Source organism: Chromatiaceae bacterium, from assembly GCA_016714645.1.
Classification (GTDB): Bacteria; Pseudomonadota; Gammaproteobacteria; order Chromatiales; family Chromatiaceae; genus M0108.
This window is the reverse complement of sequence record JADKCI010000004.1, coordinates 640,131-662,567: the sequence shown is the minus strand read 5'-3', so window position 1 is coordinate 662,567 and position 22,437 is coordinate 640,131. Positions and strand designations below refer to the sequence as shown.

Sequence of the window (22,437 nt, the reverse complement as noted above, 5' to 3'; positions counted from 1 at the left end):
ATCCGCCCCGTGCCACGACTCAGAGACCGTAGGCCAGGCGCAGCAACGTCAAGGGATGCTTTGGCGCGCTGCCGTCCTTGAGGCCATGGCCGATGTGCTGGCCCGCCATGGGGCAGTCGCTGCCGTAATAGTCCGGCTTGATCTGCCTGACCTTATTGACCACGGGGGCGACGATCTTCATCGAGTAGGCGTGGAACTCCTTCTTGACGGCATAGGTACCATCGTGGCCGGAGCAGCGCTCGATGATCTCGATCCGGGTATCCGGAATCAAACTCAGCAGTTCCCGGGTCTTCTGTCCCAGATTCTGGACCCGCTGATGACAGGCGGCGTGATAGGCGACGGTGCCCAGGGGCTGTTTGAAATCGGTCCGCAGCTTGCCGTGTTTGTGGCGGATCATGAGATATTCGAAGGGGTCGTAAATGTGCTGGCGAATCTTTTGTACCTGGGCGTTATCCGGGAACATAAGGGGCAGTTCCTGCTTAAACATCAGCACGCAGGAAGGGATGGGCGCGACGATGTCCCAGCCCTCGTCCACCAGCTTCATGAGGACCGGGATGTTCTCTTCCATGTGGGCCTTAACGCTATCCAGGTCGCCCAACTCCAGTTTGGGCATACCGCAGCATTTTTCCTTGTTCGGGATGGTGATGGGGATGCCGTTATGCTCGAACACCGTCACCAGGTCCATGCCGACGTCGGGTTCGTTGACATTGTTGTAGCAGGTGGTAAAGAGGGCTACCTTGCCGGTGGTGGAACCCGCCTCCTCACCATCAACCTGGCGACCCACCTTGCCAACCAACTGTTTACGCAGGGTGTTGTTGTGATACTCGGGGAGGCGGGCATCGCGATGCACCCCCAGCACCACCTCCAGGGCCTTGCGTCCCACGTCTGATTTGTTGGCGGCGTTGACAACTTTATCGACCCCCGGCAGGCTGGCGATGGCACCCACGGCATCGGTACTGGAGAGAATCCTGTCCCGGGTCTGGGTCTTGCCCTGTTGGAACTTGGCGGCCTTGGCGCGCAACATCAGGTGCGGGAAGTCCAGGTGCCAGTCGTGAGGCGGCACGTAGGGACACTTGGTCATGAAACAAAGGTCGCAGAGGTAGCAATGATCAACGACCTTCCAGTAATCGGCCTTGGCGACGCCATCCACTTCGAGCGTCGATGATTCATCGACCAGGTCAAAAAGTTCGGGGAACGAATGACAAAGGCTGACGCAGCGACGACAGCCGTGGCAGATGTCGAAAACCCGCTCCAGCTCCTTGAACAGGTCTTCCTCGTCGTAAAACCTGGGATTGGTCCAGTCGAGACTGTGTCGGGTGGGAGCCTCGAGGCTGCCTTCGCGAGCGGGCATGGGGGTCACTCCTTATCTAATGCTAGGAACGAATCGAAACAGGGCGCGGCGACCAGACGACCACGAGGCGCACTGGACCAAGGGTCCAGGGGCTGCAAGGCCTTCTGGCATGAATATCAGCTTAGCCGCTTCGGCATTGAAAAACCAATGGCCAAGGCTGATCCCCTTTATCGACTTTAAGATCCTATCGTGGGTCACCGCCGCCTTCGAAGACCTAATCCCCCGATGCCAAGGGTTAGGGGAAACCTGATCAGGGCAAGGTCACGAATCGTGAGGGCAGCCTCACTCTCTGGTCAGTCCCCTGCCCGGCCGAGCCCTTGAGGTGCGGGTTGATACCGAAATCGAGGACCTGCATCCAGGACGCGCTGGGTTCCTGGCTAACGGGGACTTGATGGCATTCAGGTTTAGCGGTCATCTGCTTATCTCCACACCACTGGCAAAGGACAAGGCCGGTCTGGAGCAAGGACCCCCGATGCCGGCATGGGACTAATTTATGCCAGGGGGAAGCTTTAATGAAATGGATAGTTCCGATGTAGGCGATTGACCATACCGATGATGGCCCCGCCTCGGGATATCCCGATTCCCCGACGCGCCAGACAGGGCGCCGGGGTCATGGAAGAGCAAATATCAGACGAAGGCCGCCTGGCAATAGGTCAGCAGGACCGCCGGGAAGAGGCCCAGGAGCAGGATGGCCAAGCCATTGATGGAAATGGCCAGGCGGGCACCGGTGCCGAAGACCAGGGGCTCGGCGGTTTCAGGCTTGTCAAAGTACATCATCTTGATGACGCGCAGATAGTAGAAGGCGCCGATGATGGAGAAAAAGACGGCGACCAGGGCGAGCCACCAGAGACCCACGCTGATGACGGCCTCCAGAACCAGCAGCTTAGCCATGAAGCCTACTGTTGGGGGCACCCCGGCCATGGAGAACATGACCAGCCCCATCATGGCCGCCTGCCAGGAGCCACGCTCGTTCAGGCCCTTGAGATCCTCCAAGCGCTCCACCTCAAATCCCTCGCGGCTCATCATCACCAGCAGGCCAAAGCCCCCGGCGGCCATCAGGGCATAGACGATGGCGTAAAACATGGCGGCGGAAAAGGCCTCGGCATTGCCGCCGATCAGGCCCAGGAAGATGAATCCGACATGGGAAATGGTCGAGTAGGCCAGCATCCGCTTGATGTTGGTCTGGGCGATCGCCACGATATTGCCGACCGCCATGGAGATGACGGCCAGGATGATGAGCATCCCCTGCCATTCCGCGTGCAATGCGCCCAGTCCATCCACCAGGAGGCGGAAGGCCAGGGCAAAGGCGGCGATCTTGGGGGCGCTGCCGAGAAAGAGGACCACGGGGTTGGGCGCGCCCTCGTAAGTGTCGGGCACCCACATGTGGAAGGGCACGGCGCCAAACTTGAAGCCAATACCGATGACGACGAAGACCAGGCCAAAGACCAGGACTTGGTTAGTGGCACCTTGCAAGGCCACCGCCCCGGCGACGGCCCCCAGTTCCAGTGAACCGGTGGCGCCATAAAGCATGGAGAGGCCATAGAGCAGAAGTCCGGAGCCCAGGGCGCCGAGGACAAAGTACTTCATGGCCGCCTCGGCACCCTTCGGGCTGTCCCGGTCGAAGGCCACCAGGGTATAGAGGGAGAGGGCCAGCAGTTCCAGCCCCAGGTAGAGGGTCAGGAAGCTGTTGGCGGATACCATGACCATCATGCCCAACATCGCGAACAGGGTCAGAACATAGAACTCGCCCACCATCATCTGGCGGTCGCGCAGGTAGTCTCGGGAATAGACGAAGGTCAGCAGGCTGATGAGGAGGATGGCTATCTTGAGCAGATCGCTCATGGGATCGCGGACATAGGTACCGCCAAGAACAATCTCCCGCTCCCCGCCACCGACCAGACCAGTAAGGCCGATGACGACCAGGAGACCCAGGACGGCGATCACATGGTTGATCCCCCTTTCCCGGTCCTTCAGCCAGAGATCCACCAGCAGCAGGGTACTGGCCAAAACCAGAACCGCGATCTCCGGAACGACGGGAATCAAATGGGCGTAATCGAAGGTCATGCTGATCTTCCGCAATCAAGGGACCCGGCAGGTGCGCGGGGCACCGGGCTAAACAGGGTTCAGGGCAGTACCGCCACGGCCGAAGGGGCCACGGCCAGCTTGGAAACCGCCAGATGCTGGACCAGGTTCTGGATGCTGGCGTCCATCACCTCCACTAAGGGCGCAGGCCAGAGGCCCAGGGCCAGCACGGCAACCGCCAGGGTCCCCAGCACCAGCAACTCCCGACCATTGGCGTCCTGCAAACCCGCCACCTTGTCACTGGTCACGGGGCCATAGACGACCCGCTTGACCATCCAGAGGGTATAGGCCGCACCCAGAATCAGGGTGGTCGCCGCCAGGAAGGCATACCAGAAATCGGCCTGGAAGCTGGCCAGGATGACCATGAATTCACCCACGAATCCCGAAGTTCCGGGGAGGCCGGCATTGGCCATGGCGAAGAAGACCATCAGGGCGCCGAACACGGGCATGGTGTGAATCACGCCCCCGTAGGTCGTGATCTCGCGGGAATGGAGACGGTCGTAAAGGACCCCGACGCAGAGGAACATGGCCGCCGAGACGAAGCCATGGGAGACCATCTGCACCATGCCACCCTCAAAGCCCATCACCACGCCGCCCGTGGAGCCAGCCCGAGCGAAAATACTGAAGGCGATGAAGAAGCCCAGGGTGACAAAGCCCATGTGAGCGATGGAAGAGTAGGCGATCAGCTTCTTCATGTCCTGCTGGACCAGGGCGACAAAGCCGATATAGACCACGGCGATCAGGGACATGGCGATGACCAGCCAGTCCAGGGTCGCGCTGGCGTCCGGGGTGATGGGCAGACTGAAGCGCAGAAAGCCGTAGCCGCCGATCTTCAGCATGATGGCCGCCAGGATCACCGATCCGCCGGTTGGTGCCTCTACATGGGCGTCCGGCAGCCAGGTATGCACCGGCCACATAGGCACCTTGACGGCGAAGGCGGCCAGGAAGGCCAGGAAGATCAAAATCTGCTCGGTGAGGCTCAGGGGCAAGGCCTGGAAGTCGAGGATGCTGTAGGAGCCCGACTTAAAGTACATGTAGATCAGGGCGACCAACATGAAGACCGAGCCGAAGAAGGTGTACAGGAAGAACTTGATGGTGGCGTAAACCCGCCTGGGTCCACCCCAGACCCCGATGATGATGAACATCGGGATCAGCATAGCTTCCCAGAAGACATAGAAGAGGATGGCGTCCAGGGCGGAGAAGACACCGACCATGACGCCTTCCATGATGAGGAAGGCGGCCATGTATTGGGACGGCTTGTAGCTGATGACTTCCCAGCCAGAGATGAGGACCAGGATGGTGATAAAGGTGGTCAGGATGATGAGCGGCATGGAGATGCCGTCCACCCCCAGGTGGTACCAGGCATTGAAGCTGGGAATCCAGGGGGCACGTTCGACGAATTGCATTTGGGCCGTGCTGGCATCGAAACCCGTCCAGAGGAGCAGGCTGACCAGGAAGGCAAGCACGGAAAAGCTCAAGGCCACCCAGCGAGAAATGTTGGGGGCCTTATCGCCACTGGCGAGTACCGCCAGGCCACCGATGATCGGCAGCCAGATGGCCAGCGACAGAACTGGAATTGCGAAGTGCATGCTCGTCCGTCTCCCTCGGAATCAGAAGGTCACGAAGATGGTCATCAAGGCCACCAGACCCAGAATCATGGCGATGGCGTAATGGTACAGATAGCCGGTCTGGATACCGCGCAGGCGCTGGGCGATACGGCCCACGCCTTGGGCCGAGCCATTAATAAGGACGCCATCGATGAGGCCCTGATCGCCGGTTACCCAAAACAGCTTGCCCAAGGCCCGGCTCCCGCCAGCGAAGACGGCCATATTGAACTGATCGAAGCCATACTTACCATCCAGAATGCGATAGGTCCGGCTGAAGCGCACCATGGCGTAATCGGCAATGACCGGCTTCATCATGTAGATGTACCAGGCCAGAGCCAGACCACCCATGGCCAGCCAGAAGGGCAGCCCCATCATGCCGTGCAGGACGAAGCCTGCCTGGCCATGGAAATGGGCGCCTAACTGGGCCAGGACATCGTGCTGAGGGGCGACGTGGATGACGCCCTTGAACCAGTCGCCAAACAGCACCGCCTCCATGGTCATCCAGCCAATGAAGACGGACGGGATGGCCAGGAGGACCAGCGGCACCCAGACGACGGCCGGCGTCTCGTGCAGGTGATGCCGGGTGTGCTCATCCATTCGCTCCCTACCATGAAAGACGAGGAAATAGAGCCGGAAACTGTAGAGAGCGGTCACGAAGACACCCAGGGTCAGCAGTACGCTGGCGTACCCCGCCCCGCCCACCTGGGACAGATGCACGGCCTCGATGATGGCGTCCTTGGAAAAGAAGCCCGAAAAGCCGGGAAAACCGATGAGCGCCAGGGAGCCAAGGAGAAAGGTGATCCAGGTGATGGGCAGGTACTTGCGCAGACCGCCCATGTTGCGGATGTCCTGGTCGTGGTGCATGGCAATGATGACCGATCCGGCCGCCAGGAAGAGCAGGGCCTTGAAGAAGGCGTGGGTCATGAGGTGGAAGATGCCGGCCGCGTAGGCGGAGGCCCCTAGGGCCGCGACCATGTAGCCCAGTTGGGACAGGGTCGAATAGGCGACAACGCGCTTGATGTCGTTCTGCACCAGGCCGACGAGGCCCATGAAAAAGGCCGTGGTGGCGCCGATCACCATAACGAAACTCAGGGCAGTCTCCGAGAGTTCGTAAAGCGGCGACATGCGCGCCACCATGAAGATACCGGCGGTGACCATGGTGGCGGCGTGGATCAGGGCGGAGATGGGAGTGGGGCCTTCCATGGAGTCCGGCAGCCAGATATGGAGCGGGACCTGGGCCGACTTACCCATGGCGCCGATGAAAAGCAGTACGCAAATGACCGTCATCAGGGACCAGGAAGAATCTCCCCAGATCTGGACCTGAGTGTGGGCCAGAGCGGGCGCCGCGCCAAAAACCTCCATGTAATCCATGGAGTTGAAATACATGGCGATGGCGCCGATGCCCAGGATGAAGCCGAAGTCACCGACCCGGTTGACCAGAAAGGCCTTGAGATTAGCGAAGATGGCCGACTCGCGCACGGTCCAGAAGCCGATCAGGAGGTAGGAAACCAGTCCCACCGCTTCCCAGCCAAAGAACAACTGCAGGAAGTTGTTCGACATCACCAGCATCAGCATGGAGAAGGTAAAGAGGGAGATATAGCTGAAGAAACGCTGATAGGCGTTGCGGCCCGCCAGGGATTCCTTGGGCCAGTTGTGCTCATCATCCGCCATATAGCCAATGGTGTAGATGTGCACCATGAGGGAGACGAAGGTCACCACGGCCATCATCAGGGCCGTCAGCTTGTCAACTAGGAAGCCAATCTCGAAGCTAATGCCACCGCTGATCATCCAGGTATAAACGGGGCCGTCAAAGGCTGGCAGGGTTCCATCGACGAATCCCTTAAGCACATAAAGGGACAGACCACAGGATAGACCCACGCCCAGAATGGTCACCGAGTGGGCACCCGTCCGCCCAATCCGGCTCCCCAGGAAGCCAGCGATGATAGAGCCCACCAAGGGGGCGAGGACGATGGTCAGGTAGAGGTTTTCCATCTGCTTGTCTGCTCTTTATGCTCTGTTCCGCCGACGCCGCGATTAAGTGACGGGATTATCGGGATTCAATTGCATCCCAACCCGGCCATCCCCAGCCTAACACTGATCGAACAAGCCCTGTTGTTCCCGTCCCGAACTTTCGACCCAGTCCGCCCCGGGCTAACCCTTGAGGGCATCCAGGTCCTCGACATCGATGGTGCGCCGGTTGCGGAACAGCACCACGAGAATGGCGAGGCCGATAGCCGCCTCGGCGGCGGCGACGGTCAGGATAAAGAAAACAAACACCTGACCCGACATATCGCCCAGGAAATGGGAGAAGGCGATGAAGTTCATATTGACCGCCAGGAGCATCAACTCGATGCACATCAGCAGGACGATGAGGTTCTTACGATTGATGAAGATACCCGCGACGCTGATGGAAAAGAGGATTCCACCCAGCATCAGATAATCGGAGAGTTCGATCATGATGCGTCCTCCTTGCCTTGGGCGGTGACCGTCTGGGGGTAGTGGGCGGCACCCGCCGAGGCTCGGGCGGCATCCGCACGATTCGCACCCGGTCCGGACCCTTGCGGACATAGACCTGCCGGGAGGGATCAATATACTTGGTGTCCGGGCGGTGACGCAGAGTCAGGCGGATGGCGGCAACGATGGCCACCAGCAGGATCACGGCCGCTATCTCAAAGGGGTAGAGATAGACGCTGTAAAGCAAGAGGCCGAGCTCGCGGGTATTACTGTAGTCGGCGCCATGGTGGGCCGGAGTCGGGAAGGACTCGCCACCGAAGTTGCCGGGGCCGACCACCATGAAGATCTCAATCAGCATGATCACCCCAACCACCAGGGCGAGGGGGAGGTGGCGGATAAACTGAGCCTTCAGGGTGGCGATGTCGACGTCCAGCATCATGATAACGAACAGGAAGAGGACCAACACGGCGCCGACGTAAACCAGAACCAGGCTGATGGCGAGAAACTCCGCGTCCATCAATATCCAGAGCATGGCGCTCGCCACGAAGGCCACCACGAGAAAGAGTACCGCATGCACTGGGTTGCGGCGCGTGACCACCATGCCGGCCGCGGCGATTACCGTCGCCGCCAGGACATAGAAGAGAAACTTTTCGAAGCCCATGTCTTGGTCCGGTCCGGTTTAAGTAGGTCTGTCAGCCATTGGATCAGGTGTAAGGCGCAATTCGGCGCCTAACGGTAGCGTGAATCCGCCGATAGCGCCGCGGCAATCTCGTCCTCGTACTGGTCGCCGATGGCCAGCAACCGCTCCTTGGTCATGATGCTCTCGTCACGATTCTCGAAGCAGTATTCGTAAATCGAGGTTTCGACGATGGAGTCCACGGGGCAGGACTCTTCGCAAAAGCCGCAATAGATGCACTTAAAGAGATCAATGTCGTAGCGCGTGGTGCGGCGACTGCCGTCCTCGCGGGGCTCTGCCTCGATTGTTATGGCCAGGGCCGGGCAGGTCGCCTCGCACAACTTGCAGGCGATACAACGCTCCTCACCGTTCTCGTAACGGCGCAGGGCATGGAGACCACGGAAACGCGGCGAGAGGGGCGCCTTTTCCTCCGGATACTGAACGGTGATTTTCTTCCGGAAGAAGTAGCGGCCAGTGACACCCAGCCCCTGGAATAGCTCAATGAGCAGCAGGCTCCGCAGATAATCGCGCATGGTTTGCAGCATTCTCTATCCCCTCTTCGTCAGGCCGACCACCAGGGGGGCAGCTTGTACAAGACCGCGAGCCCGACGACCAGAATCCAGACGATGGTGATCGGGATGAAGACCTTCCAACCCAGGCGCATGATCTGGTCGTAGCGATATCTGGGGAAGGTGGCACGGAACCACAGGAAGAGAAACATGAAGAAAAAGGTCTTGAGCAGCAACCAGTGGAAGCCACTATCGAGCGGAAAAATGCCCTCGACCCAGGCCGCCGGCAGGGGCGACAGCCAGCCGCCCAGGAACATGAGGGCGGACAGGGCCGAGATAAGGATCATGTTAGCATATTCGCCGAGGAAGAAGACGGCGAAGGTCATGCCCGAGTATTCAACATGGAAGCCCGCGACGATCTCGGATTCACCCTCCGCTACATCAAAGGGCGCGCGGTTTGTCTCAGCGAGGCCAGAGATGAAATAGACACCGAAGAGGGGCAGGAGCGGGAGCCAGAACCAGGTCAGGATGTTGCCCTCCTGGGCCCGGACGATGTCGCCCAGATTGAGACTGCCGGCGGCCACCAAGACGCCCACCAGGGCGAAGCCCATGGCGATCTCATAAGCCACGATCTGAGCCCCGGAGCGCAAGGCACCTAAGAGGGCATATTTGGAATTGGAGGCCCAGCCCGCGATGATGACGCCATAAACCCCCAGTGAGGTCAGGGCCAGGATGTAGAGCAGACCGGCATCGACATCCGCCAGCACCAGGCCCTCGTCGAAGGGAAAGACGGCCCAGGCCGCCAGGGCCGGGCCCAGGGTCAGAAGGGGGGCGATGATGAAAAGCGTCTTATCCGCCCGGGTCGGCAGAATGATCTCCTTGAACATCAGCTTGAGGGCGTCGGCAATAGGCTGAAGCAGGCCGCGGGGACCGACCCGGTTGGGGCCGATGCGGATCTGCATGTAGCCGATGATTTTGCGTTCCGCCAGGGTGTAGTAGGCCACCAGGCCCATCAGGGGCCCGAGGATCACCACGATCTTCAGCAGGATCCGGATGACTTCCGGCAGGGAATTCCAGAGATCAATCATGATTCAATCCGCTCTCATTCCTTGGCGATCACGACGGGGCCGATCTGAACGCCCAGGGTCTCGCTGCCAGCCACCGCCGCCGGAATGCGCGCGCAGCCTAGGGGGATGGCCTCGCTCAGTGCGACCTTGCTCCGGGCGCTGGCCTCGCCCTGGGTGATGGTAACGGCATCGCCGGCCGCCAGACCCAGGGCGGTGGCCTGATCGGGATGGAGATGGACGGAGAAACAGCCCGCGCCCGGGACGCGTTGCAGGGCAGGGGCCCGCCGCACCAGGGTATCCAGCCGGTAAAGGGGGACGTTGCCGAGGCGCCAGAGGTCCGCCTGCGCCGCGGGCTTGGCCTTGACATGCCCACGTAGGGCATTGCTCGGGCTGGCACCCTCGCACACCTCGCGGACCTCGTCAGCCACCTGGAGCGAACTATCCTGGTCAAAACCCTCGAGATTAAGAAGATTACCCAACACCCTCAGAATCTTCCAACCCGGCCGCGCCTCGCCCGGCGGGGAGACAACCCCACGGAAGGCCTGCCAGGTCAGTTCCGCGTTGACCAGGGTCCCGGAGGTCTCCGCAAAGGCGGCAATGGGCAGCATCAGGTCCGCGACCGCCTCGACGGAGGCGCCGCGATGGGACACGCAGGCCACAACGAAATCCGCCCGGGCCAGGGCCTTGGCCGCCAGGGCCGGATCGGCCAGGTCATGACCCGGTTCGACATTCCACAGCAGATAGGCCTTGCGGGGCTCCGCCAGCAGGGTGTCAATCGAGGCGCCAGGAGTAGCTACCGCCTTGGCGCCAGGCTCGACCTGAGGCAGGGCCCCCGCCAGAGCGGCACCTGCGGCATTGGCCGCCGCAGGTAGAAATCCCAGCCTAAGCTTGGCGGCTTTGGCAACGATGCTGGCCAAGGCCTTTAAGAGGGCATAGTCGGGATGGGCCGCCGCCAGGGCGCCCAGCAGGACCACACCGGATTCGGCCTGGAGCAAGGCTTGGGCGCTCGCCTGATGCCGATCATTGGGTGTGACGTGGGCGATGAGGTCTTTAACATTGCCAGGCCCGCCCTTGGCACCCAGGGCCTTGGCGATAGCCGCTAGGTCCCCGAGATTGGCCGTGGGCGTACCGGTAAATTGCTCCGCCGGGAAGGTCAGGGCCAAGGCGTAGGGATTGACGGTCACGACCCTGGCCTGGTTTTCCATGGCCGCCTTGCGGATGCGGTGGGCCAGCAAGGGGATTTCGGCCCGGATGTCAGACCCGACCAGCAGAATGGCCCCCTGCTTCTCGACATCCGCGATGGCCAACCCCAGCCAGGGCAGCAAGGGATCGGTCGCGTCGCCGCGGAAGTCCTGCTGACGCAGACGGGTATCAATGTCGGGGGAGCCCAGGCCGCGCACCAGCTTTTGGGCCAGGAACATCTCTTCCAGGGTTGCGGCGGGCGAAATCAGGGCCCCAAGCTGGCTGCCAGCGGACTTGAGTTGGGTGGCGGCCAGTTGTAAGGCCTCGGACCAGCCAATAGCCTGCCAGGCACCGTCCTTCTTGACCAGGGGCGACAGCAGCCGGTCCTCGGTGTAGAGGCCCTCGTAACTGAAGCGGTCCCGGTCCGAGATCCAGGTCTCGTTGATGGCCTCGTTGTCGCGCGGATGGACTCGCATCACCTGGTTGCGGCGCACATGCAGGTGCAGGTTGGAGCCCAGGCCATCATGCGGCGCCAAGCCGTCGACTTGGCTAAGCTCCCAGGCACGGGCCTGGAAACGATAGGGCTTGGAGGTCAGGGCGCCAACCGGGCAGAGGTCGATGATGTTGCCGGACAGCTCATGGGCCATGGCGTGTTCGACAAAGGTACCGATGCGGACATACTCGCCGCGCCCTGTGGCGCCGAGTTCACGCACACCGGCAATCTCGGCGCCGAACCGCACGCAGCGGGTGCAATGGATGCAGCGCGTCATGTCGGTAGCGATGAGGGCGCCCAGATTCTCGTCCTGTACGACCCGCTTGCCCTCGATGTAGCGCGAGACGTCACGGCCATAGCCCATGGCGACATCCTGCAACTCGCACTCCCCGCCCTGATCGCAAATGGGGCAATCCAGGGGGTGATTGATGAGCAGGAACTCCATGGTCCCCTTCTGGGCCTCCAGGGCCTTGGGGGAGCGGGTCAGAACCTTGAGACCGGCGCATACGGGGGTAGAACAGGCGGGCACTGGCTTTGGGAAGGGGCGCCCGTTCTGCTCCACCTCCACCAGGCACATGCGACAGTTAGCGGCAATGGACAGCTTTTTGTGGTAGCAAAAGCGCGGGATAGAGATCCCCTCGCGATCAGCGACCGCTATAACCATTTCTCCCGGTTGCGCCTCGCAGGCGCGACCGTCGATATCGATTGTGACCTTGTCCGTCATTGCGCTATCTCAGTGGGAGGCCGCCCTTTCATGCGACCTCAACCAGGCCCCTGCCATGTTCGATGTAATGGGCGAATTCATGCCGGTAATGCTTGAGGAAGCTTTGCACCGGCATGGCCGCCGCGTCCCCCAGGGCACAGATGGTACGTCCGCCGATATGGCCCGCCACGGTATCGAGGAGCTCGAGATCTTCCGGCCGACCCTGGCCATGCAGAATGCGGTGCAGCACCCGAGCCAGCCAGCCCGTGCCCTCGCGGCAAGGTGTGCATTGGCCGCAAGACTCGGCGGCATAGAAATGGGACAGATTAGACAGGACCTTGACCATGTCGGTACCCTCGGCGAGGACGATAACCGCCCCAGAACCCAGCATGGACCCAACCTTGGCAATGGCGTCGTAGTCCATGGTGACGCCCAACATGACATCTCCTGGCACCACCGGAGTCGATGAGCCACCGGGGATCACCGCCTTGAGCTTGCGCCCGCCCTTGACGCCACCGGCCATGGCCAGCAGGTCCTTGAAGGGGGTACCCAGAGGTACCTCGAAATTATCCGGTTTCTCGACATGCCCCGTCACGGAAAAGAGCTTGAGTCCACCATTATTGGGCAAGCCCTGTTCCAGGAACCACCGCCCACCCCGCTCCAGAATCACGGGCACCGATGCCAGGGATTCGGTGTTATTGATAGTGGTGGGCTGGCCATAGAGCCCCACTTGGGCCGGGAAGGGGGGCTTGTAACGAGGCTGGCCCTTTTTGCCCTCCAGGGACTCGAGTAAAGCCGTCTCCTCGCCGCAGATGTAAGCCCCCGCGCCAAGGTGAACATACAAATCGAAATCGACGCCACTCCCGGCAATGTCCCGTCCCAGCAGGCCCGCCTGGTAAGCCTCGCTCAGGGCGGCCTCGAAGCGGGCGATCGGCTCGTAAAACTCCCCGCGGATATAGTTGTAGCCCACCGTGGCGCCAATGCAGTAACCCGCAATGGCCATACCCTCGATCAACTGGTGCGGGTTGTAGCGCAGGATGTCGCGGTCCTTGCAGGTGCCCGGCTCGCCCTCGTCCGAGTTGCAGACCAGGTACTTCTGGCCCGGCTCCTTGCGCGGCATGAAGCTCCACTTGAGCCCCGTCGGGAAGCCCGCCCCACCCCGCCCACGCAGATTGGAGAGTTTCAACTCATTAATGATGTCGTTGGGGTCCGTCCGCTCCCGCAGAATTTTCTCCCACTGGCTGTAGCCGCCGACACTGCGATAAGCCGCCAGCGTCCAGGGCTGATCCAGATGCAGGGTACGGAAGCAGACGGTGTTCTGACGCTCGTCCATTAACCCAACCCCTCAATCAGCTTATCCAGGGCTTCGGGGGTCAGTCCCTCGTGATAGGTATGACCCACCAGTACCACCGGTGCATGCCGGCAGGCACCCAGGCACTCAACCTCCTTGAAGGTGAAGCGGCCATCGCTGCTGGTCTGGCCGGGTTTGAGGCCGTATTGGTGTTCGACGTGCGCGATGAGTTCTTCCGATCCGTTCAACATGCAGGAAATGCTATTGCACACGCAGACCTTATTTTTGGCCGTGGGCTCAAGGTCATACATGTTGTAAAAGGTCGCCACCTCATAGACGGCGATGGCGGGCATATCCAAATAGCGGGCAACGTCGTCCATCAGTTCCCGCGACAGCCAGCCGCCGTTCCAATCCTGCACCAGGGTCAGGGCCGGCATGACCGCCGACTGCTTCCACTCCTCCGGATAGCGGGTGATATAAGCGTCAATAGCGGCACGAGTCGTGGCGTCAAAGAGACCTTCCTTAACCACGCGCGGGGCCGGGACGGTCAGGGGTACGCTTCTGAAGCTCATCAGCGGTCAATCTCCCCAAATACGATGTCCATGGTGCCAATGATGGCCACCACATCCGCCAGCATGTGCCCACGCGCCATCTCGTCCATGGCCGATAGGTGGGCAAAGCCTGGGGCGCGAATCTTGACCCGGTAGGGCTTATTGGCCCCGTCCGACACCAGATAGACACCAAACTCGCCCTTGGGGGCCTCTACCGCGGCATAGACCTCGCCCGCGGGCGGGCAATAGCCCTCGGTAAAGAGTTTGAAGTGATGAATGAGGGCTTCCATATCGCCCTTCATCTCGGCGCGAGGCGGTGGGGCTATCTTGTGGTCGTCGATCATGACCGGACCCGGGTTGGCCCGCAGCCACTCGACGCACTGCTTGATGATGCGGTTAGCTTGGCGCATCTCCTCGACGCGCACCAGGTAACGATCGTAGCTGTCACCGTTCTGCCCCACCGGGATATCGAAATCCACCAGGTCGTAGGCGGCATAGGGCTGTTTCTTACGCAAGTCCCAGGGAAAGCCAGAGCCCCGGATCATGGGGCCCGTAAAGCCAAGCTGGAGGGCACGCTCTGGCGAGACGACGCCGATACCCACGGTGCGCTGCTTCCAGATACGGTTATCGGTGAGCAGGGTCTCGTACTCATCGACGTAACCCGGGAACCGCAGGGTAAAGTCTTCGATGAAGTCCAACAGCGAACCCTGGCGGGAGGTGTTGCGCCGGGCAAAATCCGCGGCACTATGCCACTTGCTGGGCTCTTCGCGATAACGGGGCATCTGTTCCGGGAGATCACGATAGACGCCACCCGGCCGATAATAGCCCGCGTGCATCCGCGCGCCAGAGACCGCCTCGTAACAATCCATGAGATCTTCGCGCTCACGGAAGCAATAAATAAACATGGTCATGGCGCCTACGTCCAGACCATGGGTCCCCAGCCAGAGCAGGTGGTTGAGGAGACGGGTGATCTCGTCGAACATGGTTCGAATATATTGAGCGCGAATCGGCGCCTCGATACCCAGCAAACGCTCGATAGCCATGACATAGCCATGCTCGTTGCAGAGCATGGACATATAGTCCAGGCGATCCATGTAGCCAATACTCTGGTTATAGGGCTTGGTCTCCGCCAGCTTTTCGGTACCCCGATGAAGCAGCCCGACATGGGGATCGGCCCGGACGATAACCTCACCATCCATCTCCAGCACCAGGCGCAAGACGCCATGAGCGGCGGGATGCTGAGGCCCAAAGTTCAGGGTGTAATTGCGAATCTCAGGCATGGGGGCGGTCCAGCGAGGCGTCGCCGAAGCGGCTATCGGAGCGAATTACGCGCGCCACCAGGACGCGGGGCTCAATGCTGACCGGTTCATAGACCACGCGGGCAAGCTCTGGGTCATAGCGCATCTCCACATGGCCCAAGATCGGGAAGTCCTTGCGGAAGGGATGGCCAACAAAACCGTAGTCGGTAAGGATACGACGTAGATCCGGGTGACCACGATAGAGGATACCAAACAGATCGAAAGCCTCGCGCTCGAACCAGTTAGCCACACTCCAGATATCCACCACCGAGTCCACCATGGGCTGATGGCCGACAAGTTGGACCCGAATCCGCAGCCGGCGGTTATGGCTCATCGACAGCAAATGATAGACCGATGCGAATCGTTTGGAATCATCGGCCGCAAACGCCTCGTTCCTCTCGGCACCGCGTCCGAATCCGGTATTGGAGGCCGCCTCGGTCTCCCACTCGGACTGGCCGTAGGCGGCAAAATCCACGCCACAGACATCCGTGAGTTGCGCGAAAAGAAAATCCGGGTGATCGCGGAGGATCAGGGCCTGGTCGTACCAAACCTCCGCCTGGGTGACCAGCGTCATCTCCCCGCGACTGAACTCCAGATGATAGTCGCTACCGGCGAAGTGACGGTCGATCGCATCCACGAGTGCATCTTGTCGCGCGTCGCCGGTTCTCGATTCCTGTTGTGACATGACGAGTGGCTGCTCAGCGGGCTATGGTGTTGGTACGGCGGATTTTGTTCTGCAACTGCAGGATGCCGTAAAGCAGGGCCTCGGCCGTGGGCGGGCAGCCGGGGACATATATATCCACCGGAACAATGCGGTCACAACCGCGCACCACCGAATAGGAATAATGATAATAGCCGCCCCCATTGGCACAGGAGCCCATGGAGATGACCCAGCGCGGCTCCGCCATCTGGTCATAGACCTTACGCAAAGCGGGGGCCATCTTATTGCAGAGGGTGCCAGCAACCACCATGACATCGGATTGACGGGGGCTGGGTCGGAAAATCATGCCGAAGCGGTCGAGGTCATAGCGGGCCGCACCGGCCTGCATCATCTCAACAGCGCAGCAGGCAAGCCCAAAGGTCATAGGCCACATGGACCCGGTACGCGCCCAATTGATGAGTTTATCGGCCGTGGTAGTGATCACGCCCTGCTCAAGGATGCCGGCTATTCCCATTCCAGGGCCCCCTTCTTCCACTCATAGATGAAACCGACTACGAGGATAGCGAGGAAAATCACCATGGCCATGAAACCAACCAAGCCCAAGCCCTCGAGGGCGACGGCCCAGGGGAAAAGGAAGGCGATTTCCAGGTCAAAAATGATAAAGAGGATGGCGACCAGATAGTAGCGGACATCGAACTTGAGACGAGCGCTTTCGAAGGCCTCAAAGCCGCATTCGTAAGGACCATTCTTAGCGGCGTCGGGCCGGCGCTCCCCCAGGAAAAAGCCCGCAGCCATGGCGCCCCCACCCACCAGCAAGCCGATGACCATGAAAATCAGAATTGGAAGGTAGTTTTCTAGCACCCACTTCCCCTTGCTGTTGAATTCTTACGGAGTCATTACAACGCGGATGGTGAAGTCTAGTGCAGCTTCTTGACATATGTCAAGCCGAAACATCCACCCTTTCAAAATATAAATCAGTGAGTTACGGATTTAAGGGATGCGGAACCCGCAAACTGGGCAAAAAAAAGGGCAGGTCATTTTAACGACCTGCCTCACTTCAAATTGGTGCCGACGGCCGGACTCGAACCGGCACGGCTTGCGCCACTACCCCCTCAAGATAGCGTGTCTACCAATTCCACCACGTCGGCTAAAACTTCATTACTCCTTAGGGGCCGGGGGCTCCGCAACCGGAGGAACCACAACCTCGACTTCTTTAATGATCTCGACCGGGGCCACCACAGGCGGGATTTCGAGAGATCCCTTCACACTCGTTACGGGCCCGGGTACTGGATCAACCGCCGGTAATTCGGCCGGCTTTACCAAGGGCGCTACCGGCACCTGATCGAGCCTGTCCATGAGCCCTACCGGCTCTCCAACCTGGGACGCATAATAGGCCAGAACCATGCTGGTGACAAAAAACAATGCCGCCAGGATTCCGGTGGTCCGGGACAGGAAATTACCCGAACCACGCGCTCCAAAAACGGTAGCCGAGGCACCACTCCCAAAGGCCGCGCCCATATCGGCGCCCTTTCCGTGCTGTATCAACACCAGGCCAATAAGCCCCAAGGCCAGAAAGAGATGTACTACGGTCAGTATGGTCTGCATTTCAGAATCACAGGCTAGCGTGCGCGGCCTGGCAGATACCCAGGAAGTCATTGGCCACCAGCGCGGCACCGCCAATGAGACCCCCATCGATATCGGGCTTAGCCATCAATTGGACCGCGTTGTCGGGTTTCATGCTGCCACCATAAAGGATGCGCAACCCATCCGCAACGCCGACATCGTGGGCGGCGATCCGGCCGCGAATAAAGGCATGAACTTCCTGCGCCTGCTCCGGCGAGGCCGTTTTGCCAGTGCCGATGGCCCAGACGGGTTCGTAGGCGATAACCCCGGCCGCCAGGGCCGCAACCCCCTGCACCTCGATAACCGCGTCCAGTTGGCGGGCAATCACCGCCTCGGTTACCCCCTGCTCACGCTCCGCGAGGGTCTCGCCCACGCAGAGAATAGGCTTGAGGCCCGCGGCCCGCGCCACCGCGAACTTGGCCGCCACCATGGCATCATCCTCACCGTAGAGGGTACGGCGCTCCGAATGACCGACGATGACGTAGGTGCATCCACAATCCAGCAGCATGGAGGCCGAGATCTCGCCCGTGAAGGCGCCGGATACCTGGTTGGACAAATTCTGCCCGCCCCAAGCCATGGCCGTGCCAGACAATTCCGACTGGACCTGAGGTAAATAAATGTAAGGCGGGCAAACCGCCACCTCGCACTTGGCAACCCCCGCCAGGCCACCCTTGACCCCCGCCAGCAGCTCGCGCACGCTTGCGGTGGATCCATTCATTTTCCAGTTGCCGGCAACCAAGGGCTGACGCATGAGAATCTCCTGCCTTTCAAGAGCGCGAGAAGATAGCGGGTTGGCCGACTAAAAGCAATCGCAAAATCTTGGCCGCGCCCGCCTCGGGCCATTCTCCGGGGGCGCTCCATGCATTACACTCTCCAACATGGCCACCAAAGCAAAACCCAAGATCGCTCAGTCCAATATCGCCCTCAACAAGAAGGCGGGGCACGACTACTTCATCGAGCAGCGCTACGAGGCAGGACTCAGCCTGGAAGGCTGGGAAGTGAAGAGCGCCCGAGCCGGGCGTGTTCAACTACGCGAGGGCTATGTGCGCATCATCCAGGGTGAGGCCTTCCTCCTGGGCTGTCACATGTCCGCCCTCACCAGCGCCTCCACCCACGTCCACCCGGACCCGGTGCGCAACCGCAAACTACTGCTGAAACGGAGCGAGATCCACCGCCTGATTGGACTGGTCGAGCGCTCCGGCTACACCTTGGTCCCCACCGCCATGTACTGGAAGCGGGGCCGGGCCAAGCTCGAGATCGGCCTCGCTAAGGGCAAAAAGCTCCATGATAAGCGGGACAGCGAGAAGGACCGGGACTGGGTGCGGGAAAAGGATCGTCTCTTCAAGCAGAAGTAGGATGCGATCGGGCTGATTTACATTGCCCGGGAACTTCCCCCCCTCTATACTCTCCAATTAAACGACTCTGGGGGCGACATGGCTTTCGACGTGGGTTGCGAACCCTGGGGTGCATGCCGAGGTGCGGGGTACCTCGTAAATCCATCCGCAAATCAACAGTTGCCAACGACGACAACTACGCTCTCGCCGCCTAAACCGGCGAGCCTCTGACCGTCCTCTGCCCATGGGGGGCGGGTTTCAGGGGTAACAACACACGGGATCGCGGTGACGGGAGTCCGGACTTGAACCGCTAAAACCCAATTCGGAATCGCTGACCGAGTGCCCTGCCCTTCGGGCGCTGGAAGGTTAAAAAAAATAGACAGGGCTAAGCATGTAGATCTCTAGGCAGAGGACTTGCGGACGCGGGTTCGATTCCCGCCGCCTCCACCATTAACATAGTTTTTTTCTTTTTTTTCAGCGGCCTACGGGCCGCTTATCTTTTCTTATCTCCCGACTTGACTAGCCCCAAGCCTAGCCCGACCGCCAAGCCGCAACGGCAATCCTTACCCAGTCCCGCTTCGCCCCCGTGAGGCGCTTGGTGGGCACGGGAGGTTCTCCTGCCCCAAGCCAACCGGGAAAGCCCACAAGCCCCTTGGCCGGCTTGGTCCCACACCAGCCAAGCCACGAGTCCCCCATGTTCATACCCTCCCCGGCCAATCACTTTCAGGTTGATCACGCGGAACGGTTACGCCGAGCATACCATGCGCTGACCGGTCGTCACCTCCTGGACCCGGCGCTGCCCCCCATCGCCGCTGCCGAAGGGTTGTTTTACGCACCCTTTGTCGTGCTATCGCACGATACTGCCGCTGATCCCATCCTTAACTACGGCAACCTGGCCGCACTGAACCTTTTCGCCATGCCTTGGGAAGAGTTCACAGCCATGCCATCCCACTGCACGACGGAAGTACCCCTGCGAGCTGAACGGTAGCGCTTGCTGGAAGGGGTGACCGCATACGGATACATCGATGATTATGCAGGAGTTCGGATTTCCAAGACCGGCGTGCGGTTCCGAATCGAACAGGCCACGGTCTGGACTCTGATCGATGAAACGCAACAGAGATATGGCCAGGCGGCGACCTTTCGGCATTGGCAATTAATCAGGGATACCCCTTCCCCTGCATCCCGCACGGGGTGACTGGGCAAAGTAAAGTGGACCCCGAAACCCGGACAGTAGTTTAAGTTCGCACCCGAACCCATAGGGGCAGGTAAGAATGGGCGAAGCAAAGCGTAAGAGTTACACGGCCGCCTTCAAGGCCAAGGTTGGGCTGGAGGCGATCCGTGGGGTCAAGACGGTCAACGAGATCGGTCAAGAGCACGGGGTGCATCCGGCCCAGGTGGGGCAGTGGCAGCGGGAGATCGTGGCGCGGTCTGGGACCTTGTTCGAGGCCACGCGCGGTCCGAAGCAGGCGGAGGATGGCAAAGGGGCACCGGAGCGGCTCTACAGCGAGATCGATCAACTGAAGATGGAATGGGACTAGCTGAAAAAAGTACGGGATCAGCCGGTGAGGGTCCGGCGGGAGTGGATAGAGCCCGGTGGGTGCCCGGTGGCAGACGTGGTTTCGGTGAGCCGGCAATGCGCGCTGTCGGGGGTAGCGCGTTCCTGGGTTTACCGGCCGGCGCCGGGAGACGGCTTGGACGAACTGGAGCTGCGGTTGCTGGAGCTGATTGACGCCCAGTACCCACTTCGGCCGTAATCAGATAGGAATAAGGCGGATGGATCGCAAGGGCAGCCCTGGTGGCCATCCGGGGCAAGGCTTTGCTTGATGAAGTCAGAGGATATCCAGCCGCTGGCGGGTGTGCGCGGCCTGGGCTTGCAGCGCGGCCACCTCGTCTGGTGGCATTTTGGCCAATTGACGATAGGCCATGCCGATGCGCGGATTACGCTCCAGCTTGGCGGCGTTGCGCCGATAAAAGTCCCAGTACAGCGCATTGAAGGGGCAGGCGGTCTCGCCCAGACGCGGCTTCCTGTCATAGGCGCAGCCCTTGCAGGAGTCGCTCATGCGCGGTCAATGTAGGCGGCGCTGCTCGCATACGGCTTGGTGGCCCAGCAGGCCACCGTCGGCATACTGGCTCATGCCCAGCGTGTTGGGCAGCTCCACCCACTCAAAGGCGTCGATGTAAATGCCCAGATACCAGCGGTGCAGCGCCTGGACGTCCAGGCCAGCCAGCAGGGCAAAGTTGCCAATCACCATCAACCGCTGAATGTGATGCGCATGGGCGTTGCGCAGTGAGCCGGTGATGGCGGCGGCCAGGCAGTTCATGCGGGTTCGCCCGGTCCAAAACCATTCGGGCAGCGGCGTGGTGTGCTCGAAAAAGTTGTTTTGATCATAGCCCGGCATCCGCGCCCAGTAGATGCCGCGCACATACTCGCGCCAACCGATGATCTGGCGGATAAAACCCTCGGCCGGGGCCAACTCTACCCGGCCCGCGCGCCATGCGGCCTCAACACGGTTCACCACTTCGGCGGGCTTGAGCATCTTCACGTTTAGCGCAAAAGAGAGCAGCGAGTGGAACAGGCGCCAGGCCTTACGGCTCATGGCGTCCTGAAAATCGCCAAAGTGCGGCAGGGCCTGGGTGATGAAGTGATCCAGCTGCCCTAGCGCCTCGGCCCGGTTGATGGGCCAGCGAAAGTGGTCCGCGCTGGGCTCGCCAAAGCTTTGCACACCGGCCGCTTGAATGCTGGCCCACAGCGCGCGGTGGTCGTGGCGCGGGCGCCAGTCGGGCGGCTCGGGCGGCGTGCCCTTCCAGGGCTTGCGGTTGTCCGCGTCAAAGTTCCACTGGCCGCCAGCGGGCTTATCGGCGCCGTCCATCAGTACCCGATGGCGTTTGCGCATCTGGCGGTAGAAGGTTTCCATCAGCCATTGTTTGCGGTTGGCGAACAGTTCGGCCGCTTCATGGCGCTGGGTGTAGAAGTGTTCACTATCGGGTAGTGCCCCAATCCGCAGGATAATTACGAAGCTTATAGATATTAATCAGCATGTTAGAAAATTCTATCCTGCTGATCGGGGCACTACCACGATGCGCGGGGCATTACAGAAATACTCATGAATCGCTTTCGTAGCATCTTCCGGATCGACAACCGGGGGTTGATGCTGACGGGCAAGCATTGGCATTGCCGTTTATCCGACAGATGGTCAGACGCCGGCTGAGCTCCTGCGCAGCGCGGATATGGCGATGTACAGGGCCAAGGAGCTGGGTCGAAACACGTACCACTATTTCACCGAGGCCCTGAACGACCGTGTTTGACGGCGCTTGGCGGTGGAGGAGCAGCCCCATGGCGCCCTTGAGCGGGGAGAATTCACCGTTCTGTACCAGCCGTTGATGGCTGTTCGCTCGCAGGAAATCGTTGGCGCGGAGGCCCTGCTGCGCTGGCACAATGCCGCATTGGGTGACGTTTCTCCGGACGAGTGCATCGCTGTGGCGGAGAGCTCTGGGCTGATCGTGACGATCGGTCTCCACGTGCTTGTCAACGGCCATCAGAATTGACCCACTAGC

General features: G+C 60.6%; 21 protein-coding genes, 1 tRNA gene, 1 other RNA gene and 2 pseudogenes. 6 read left to right on the top strand and 19 right to left on the bottom strand.

Translation table 11 applies throughout. From position 1 onward, the window contains the following. Positions 1 to 19 precede the first annotated feature (19 nt). The 18 genes from IPN92_14965 to IPN92_14880 form a co-directional block, all read right to left on the bottom strand. Positions 20 to 1,351: a Fe-S oxidoreductase gene (locus tag IPN92_14965; protein MBK8639499.1), complete on the bottom strand. Its 1,332-nt coding sequence runs from the start codon at positions 1,349 to 1,351 to the stop codon at positions 20 to 22. A gap of 627 nt (positions 1,352 to 1,978) precedes the next feature. After that, entirely contained in the window at positions 1,979 to 3,415 is a 1,437-nt protein-coding gene (gene nuoN / locus IPN92_14960) for an NADH-quinone oxidoreductase subunit NuoN (protein ID MBK8639498.1), read from the bottom strand. A gap of 59 nt (positions 3,416 to 3,474) precedes the next feature. Then, entirely contained in the window at positions 3,475 to 5,022 is a 1,548-nt protein-coding gene (locus IPN92_14955) for an NADH-quinone oxidoreductase subunit M (GenBank protein MBK8639497.1), read from the bottom strand. 21 nt (positions 5,023 to 5,043) lie between these two features. After that, positions 5,044 to 7,032 carry an NADH-quinone oxidoreductase subunit L gene (gene nuoL, locus IPN92_14950; protein MBK8639496.1) on the bottom strand — a complete coding sequence of 663 codons (1,989 nt, stop codon included), beginning with the start codon at positions 7,030 to 7,032 and terminating at the stop codon, positions 5,044 to 5,046. A gap of 159 nt (positions 7,033 to 7,191) precedes the next feature. After that, the gene (gene nuoK / locus IPN92_14945) at positions 7,192 to 7,497 is read right to left on the bottom strand and encodes an NADH-quinone oxidoreductase subunit NuoK (GenBank protein ID MBK8639495.1); all 306 of its coding nucleotides are present in this window, start codon (positions 7,495 to 7,497) and stop codon (positions 7,192 to 7,194) included. Further along, on the bottom strand, positions 7,418 to 8,155 hold the full coding sequence (locus tag IPN92_14940) for an NADH-quinone oxidoreductase subunit J (protein MBK8639494.1): 738 nt from the start codon (positions 8,153 to 8,155) through the stop codon (positions 7,418 to 7,420). The genes nuoK and IPN92_14940 overlap by 80 nt, the downstream gene beginning before the upstream one ends. A 68-nt stretch (positions 8,156 to 8,223) precedes the next feature. Further along, positions 8,224 to 8,715, bottom strand: coding sequence for an NADH-quinone oxidoreductase subunit NuoI (nuoI, locus tag IPN92_14935; GenBank protein MBK8639493.1), 492 nt, complete (start codon positions 8,713 to 8,715; stop codon positions 8,224 to 8,226). A gap of 17 nt (positions 8,716 to 8,732) precedes the next feature. Next, entirely contained in the window at positions 8,733 to 9,767 is a 1,035-nt protein-coding gene (gene nuoH / locus IPN92_14930; protein MBK8639492.1) for an NADH-quinone oxidoreductase subunit NuoH, read from the bottom strand. A 14-nt stretch (positions 9,768 to 9,781) separates the two neighbouring features. After that, positions 9,782 to 12,145, bottom strand: a complete 2,364-nt coding sequence (locus IPN92_14925; protein ID MBK8639491.1) for an NADH-quinone oxidoreductase subunit G — start codon at positions 12,143 to 12,145, stop codon at positions 9,782 to 9,784. A gap of 28 nt (positions 12,146 to 12,173) precedes the next feature. Continuing rightward, positions 12,174 to 13,457, bottom strand: coding sequence for an NADH-quinone oxidoreductase subunit NuoF (nuoF, locus tag IPN92_14920; GenBank protein MBK8639490.1), 1,284 nt, complete (start codon positions 13,455 to 13,457; stop codon positions 12,174 to 12,176). Next, positions 13,457 to 13,987, bottom strand: coding sequence for an NAD(P)H-dependent oxidoreductase subunit E (locus tag IPN92_14915; GenBank protein ID MBK8639489.1), 531 nt, complete (start codon positions 13,985 to 13,987; stop codon positions 13,457 to 13,459). The genes nuoF and IPN92_14915 overlap by 1 nt, the downstream gene beginning before the upstream one ends. Then, on the bottom strand, positions 13,987 to 15,246 hold the full coding sequence (locus IPN92_14910) for an NADH-quinone oxidoreductase subunit D (protein ID MBK8639488.1): 1,260 nt from the start codon (positions 15,244 to 15,246) through the stop codon (positions 13,987 to 13,989). Before IPN92_14910 ends, IPN92_14915 begins: the two co-directional genes overlap by 1 nt. Beyond that, complete coding sequence (locus tag IPN92_14905; GenBank protein ID MBK8639487.1) at positions 15,239 to 15,949, bottom strand: NADH-quinone oxidoreductase subunit C; 711 nt, start codon at positions 15,947 to 15,949, stop codon at positions 15,239 to 15,241. Before IPN92_14905 ends, IPN92_14910 begins: the two co-directional genes overlap by 8 nt. A gap of 13 nt (positions 15,950 to 15,962) precedes the next feature. Beyond that, a complete protein-coding gene (locus IPN92_14900) occupies positions 15,963 to 16,439 on the bottom strand; it encodes an NADH-quinone oxidoreductase subunit B (protein ID MBK8639486.1) in 477 nt (158 codons plus the stop codon). Next, positions 16,430 to 16,786, bottom strand: a complete 357-nt coding sequence (locus tag IPN92_14895) for an NADH-quinone oxidoreductase subunit A (GenBank protein MBK8639485.1) — start codon at positions 16,784 to 16,786, stop codon at positions 16,430 to 16,432. The genes IPN92_14900 and IPN92_14895 overlap by 10 nt, the downstream gene beginning before the upstream one ends. A 202-nt stretch (positions 16,787 to 16,988) precedes the next feature. Further along, positions 16,989 to 17,073, bottom strand: a tRNA-Leu gene (locus tag IPN92_14890). A gap of 10 nt (positions 17,074 to 17,083) precedes the next feature. Then, positions 17,084 to 17,530: a preprotein translocase subunit SecG gene (gene secG / locus IPN92_14885; protein ID MBK8639484.1), complete on the bottom strand. Its 447-nt coding sequence runs from the start codon at positions 17,528 to 17,530 to the stop codon at positions 17,084 to 17,086. Between the two features lie 7 nt (positions 17,531 to 17,537). Then, positions 17,538 to 18,299 (bottom strand): triose-phosphate isomerase, encoded by a 762-nt coding sequence (locus IPN92_14880; GenBank protein MBK8639483.1) that lies wholly within the window; start codon positions 18,297 to 18,299, stop codon positions 17,538 to 17,540. A gap of 127 nt (positions 18,300 to 18,426) precedes the next feature. On the opposite strand from IPN92_14880, the gene smpB reads away from it, so the two are divergent. The 4 genes and pseudogenes from smpB (at position 18,427) to IPN92_14860 (ending at position 20,420) form a co-directional block, all read left to right on the top strand. Then, complete coding sequence (smpB, locus tag IPN92_14875; GenBank protein ID MBK8639482.1) at positions 18,427 to 18,903, top strand: SsrA-binding protein SmpB; 477 nt, start codon at positions 18,427 to 18,429, stop codon at positions 18,901 to 18,903. Positions 18,904 to 18,972: 69 nt separating this feature from the next. Beyond that, positions 18,973 to 19,332, top strand: a transfer-messenger RNA (tmRNA) gene (gene ssrA / locus IPN92_14870). 244 nt (positions 19,333 to 19,576) lie between these two features. Beyond that, positions 19,577 to 20,077 (top strand): annotated as a pseudogene (locus IPN92_14865) (MEKHLA domain-containing protein). 76 nt (positions 20,078 to 20,153) lie between these two features. Further along, positions 20,154 to 20,420, top strand: a complete 267-nt coding sequence (locus IPN92_14860; GenBank protein MBK8639481.1) for a transposase — start codon at positions 20,154 to 20,156, stop codon at positions 20,418 to 20,420. Positions 20,421 to 20,711: 291 nt separating this feature from the next. On the opposite strand, the pseudogene IPN92_14855 reads toward IPN92_14860, so the two are convergent. Beyond that, positions 20,712 to 21,911 (bottom strand): annotated as a pseudogene (locus IPN92_14855) (cryptochrome/photolyase family protein). Between the two features lie 136 nt (positions 21,912 to 22,047). Here IPN92_14855 and IPN92_14850 point away from each other — a divergent pair. Together IPN92_14850 and IPN92_14845 are read left to right on the top strand one after the other, a co-directional pair. Continuing rightward, a complete protein-coding gene (locus IPN92_14850) occupies positions 22,048 to 22,188 on the top strand; it encodes a diguanylate cyclase (protein MBK8639480.1) in 141 nt (46 codons plus the stop codon). A 6-nt stretch (positions 22,189 to 22,194) separates the two neighbouring features. After that, a complete protein-coding gene (locus tag IPN92_14845) occupies positions 22,195 to 22,428 on the top strand; it encodes an EAL domain-containing protein (GenBank protein MBK8639479.1) in 234 nt (77 codons plus the stop codon). The last annotated feature ends 9 nt before the right edge of the window (positions 22,429 to 22,437 follow it).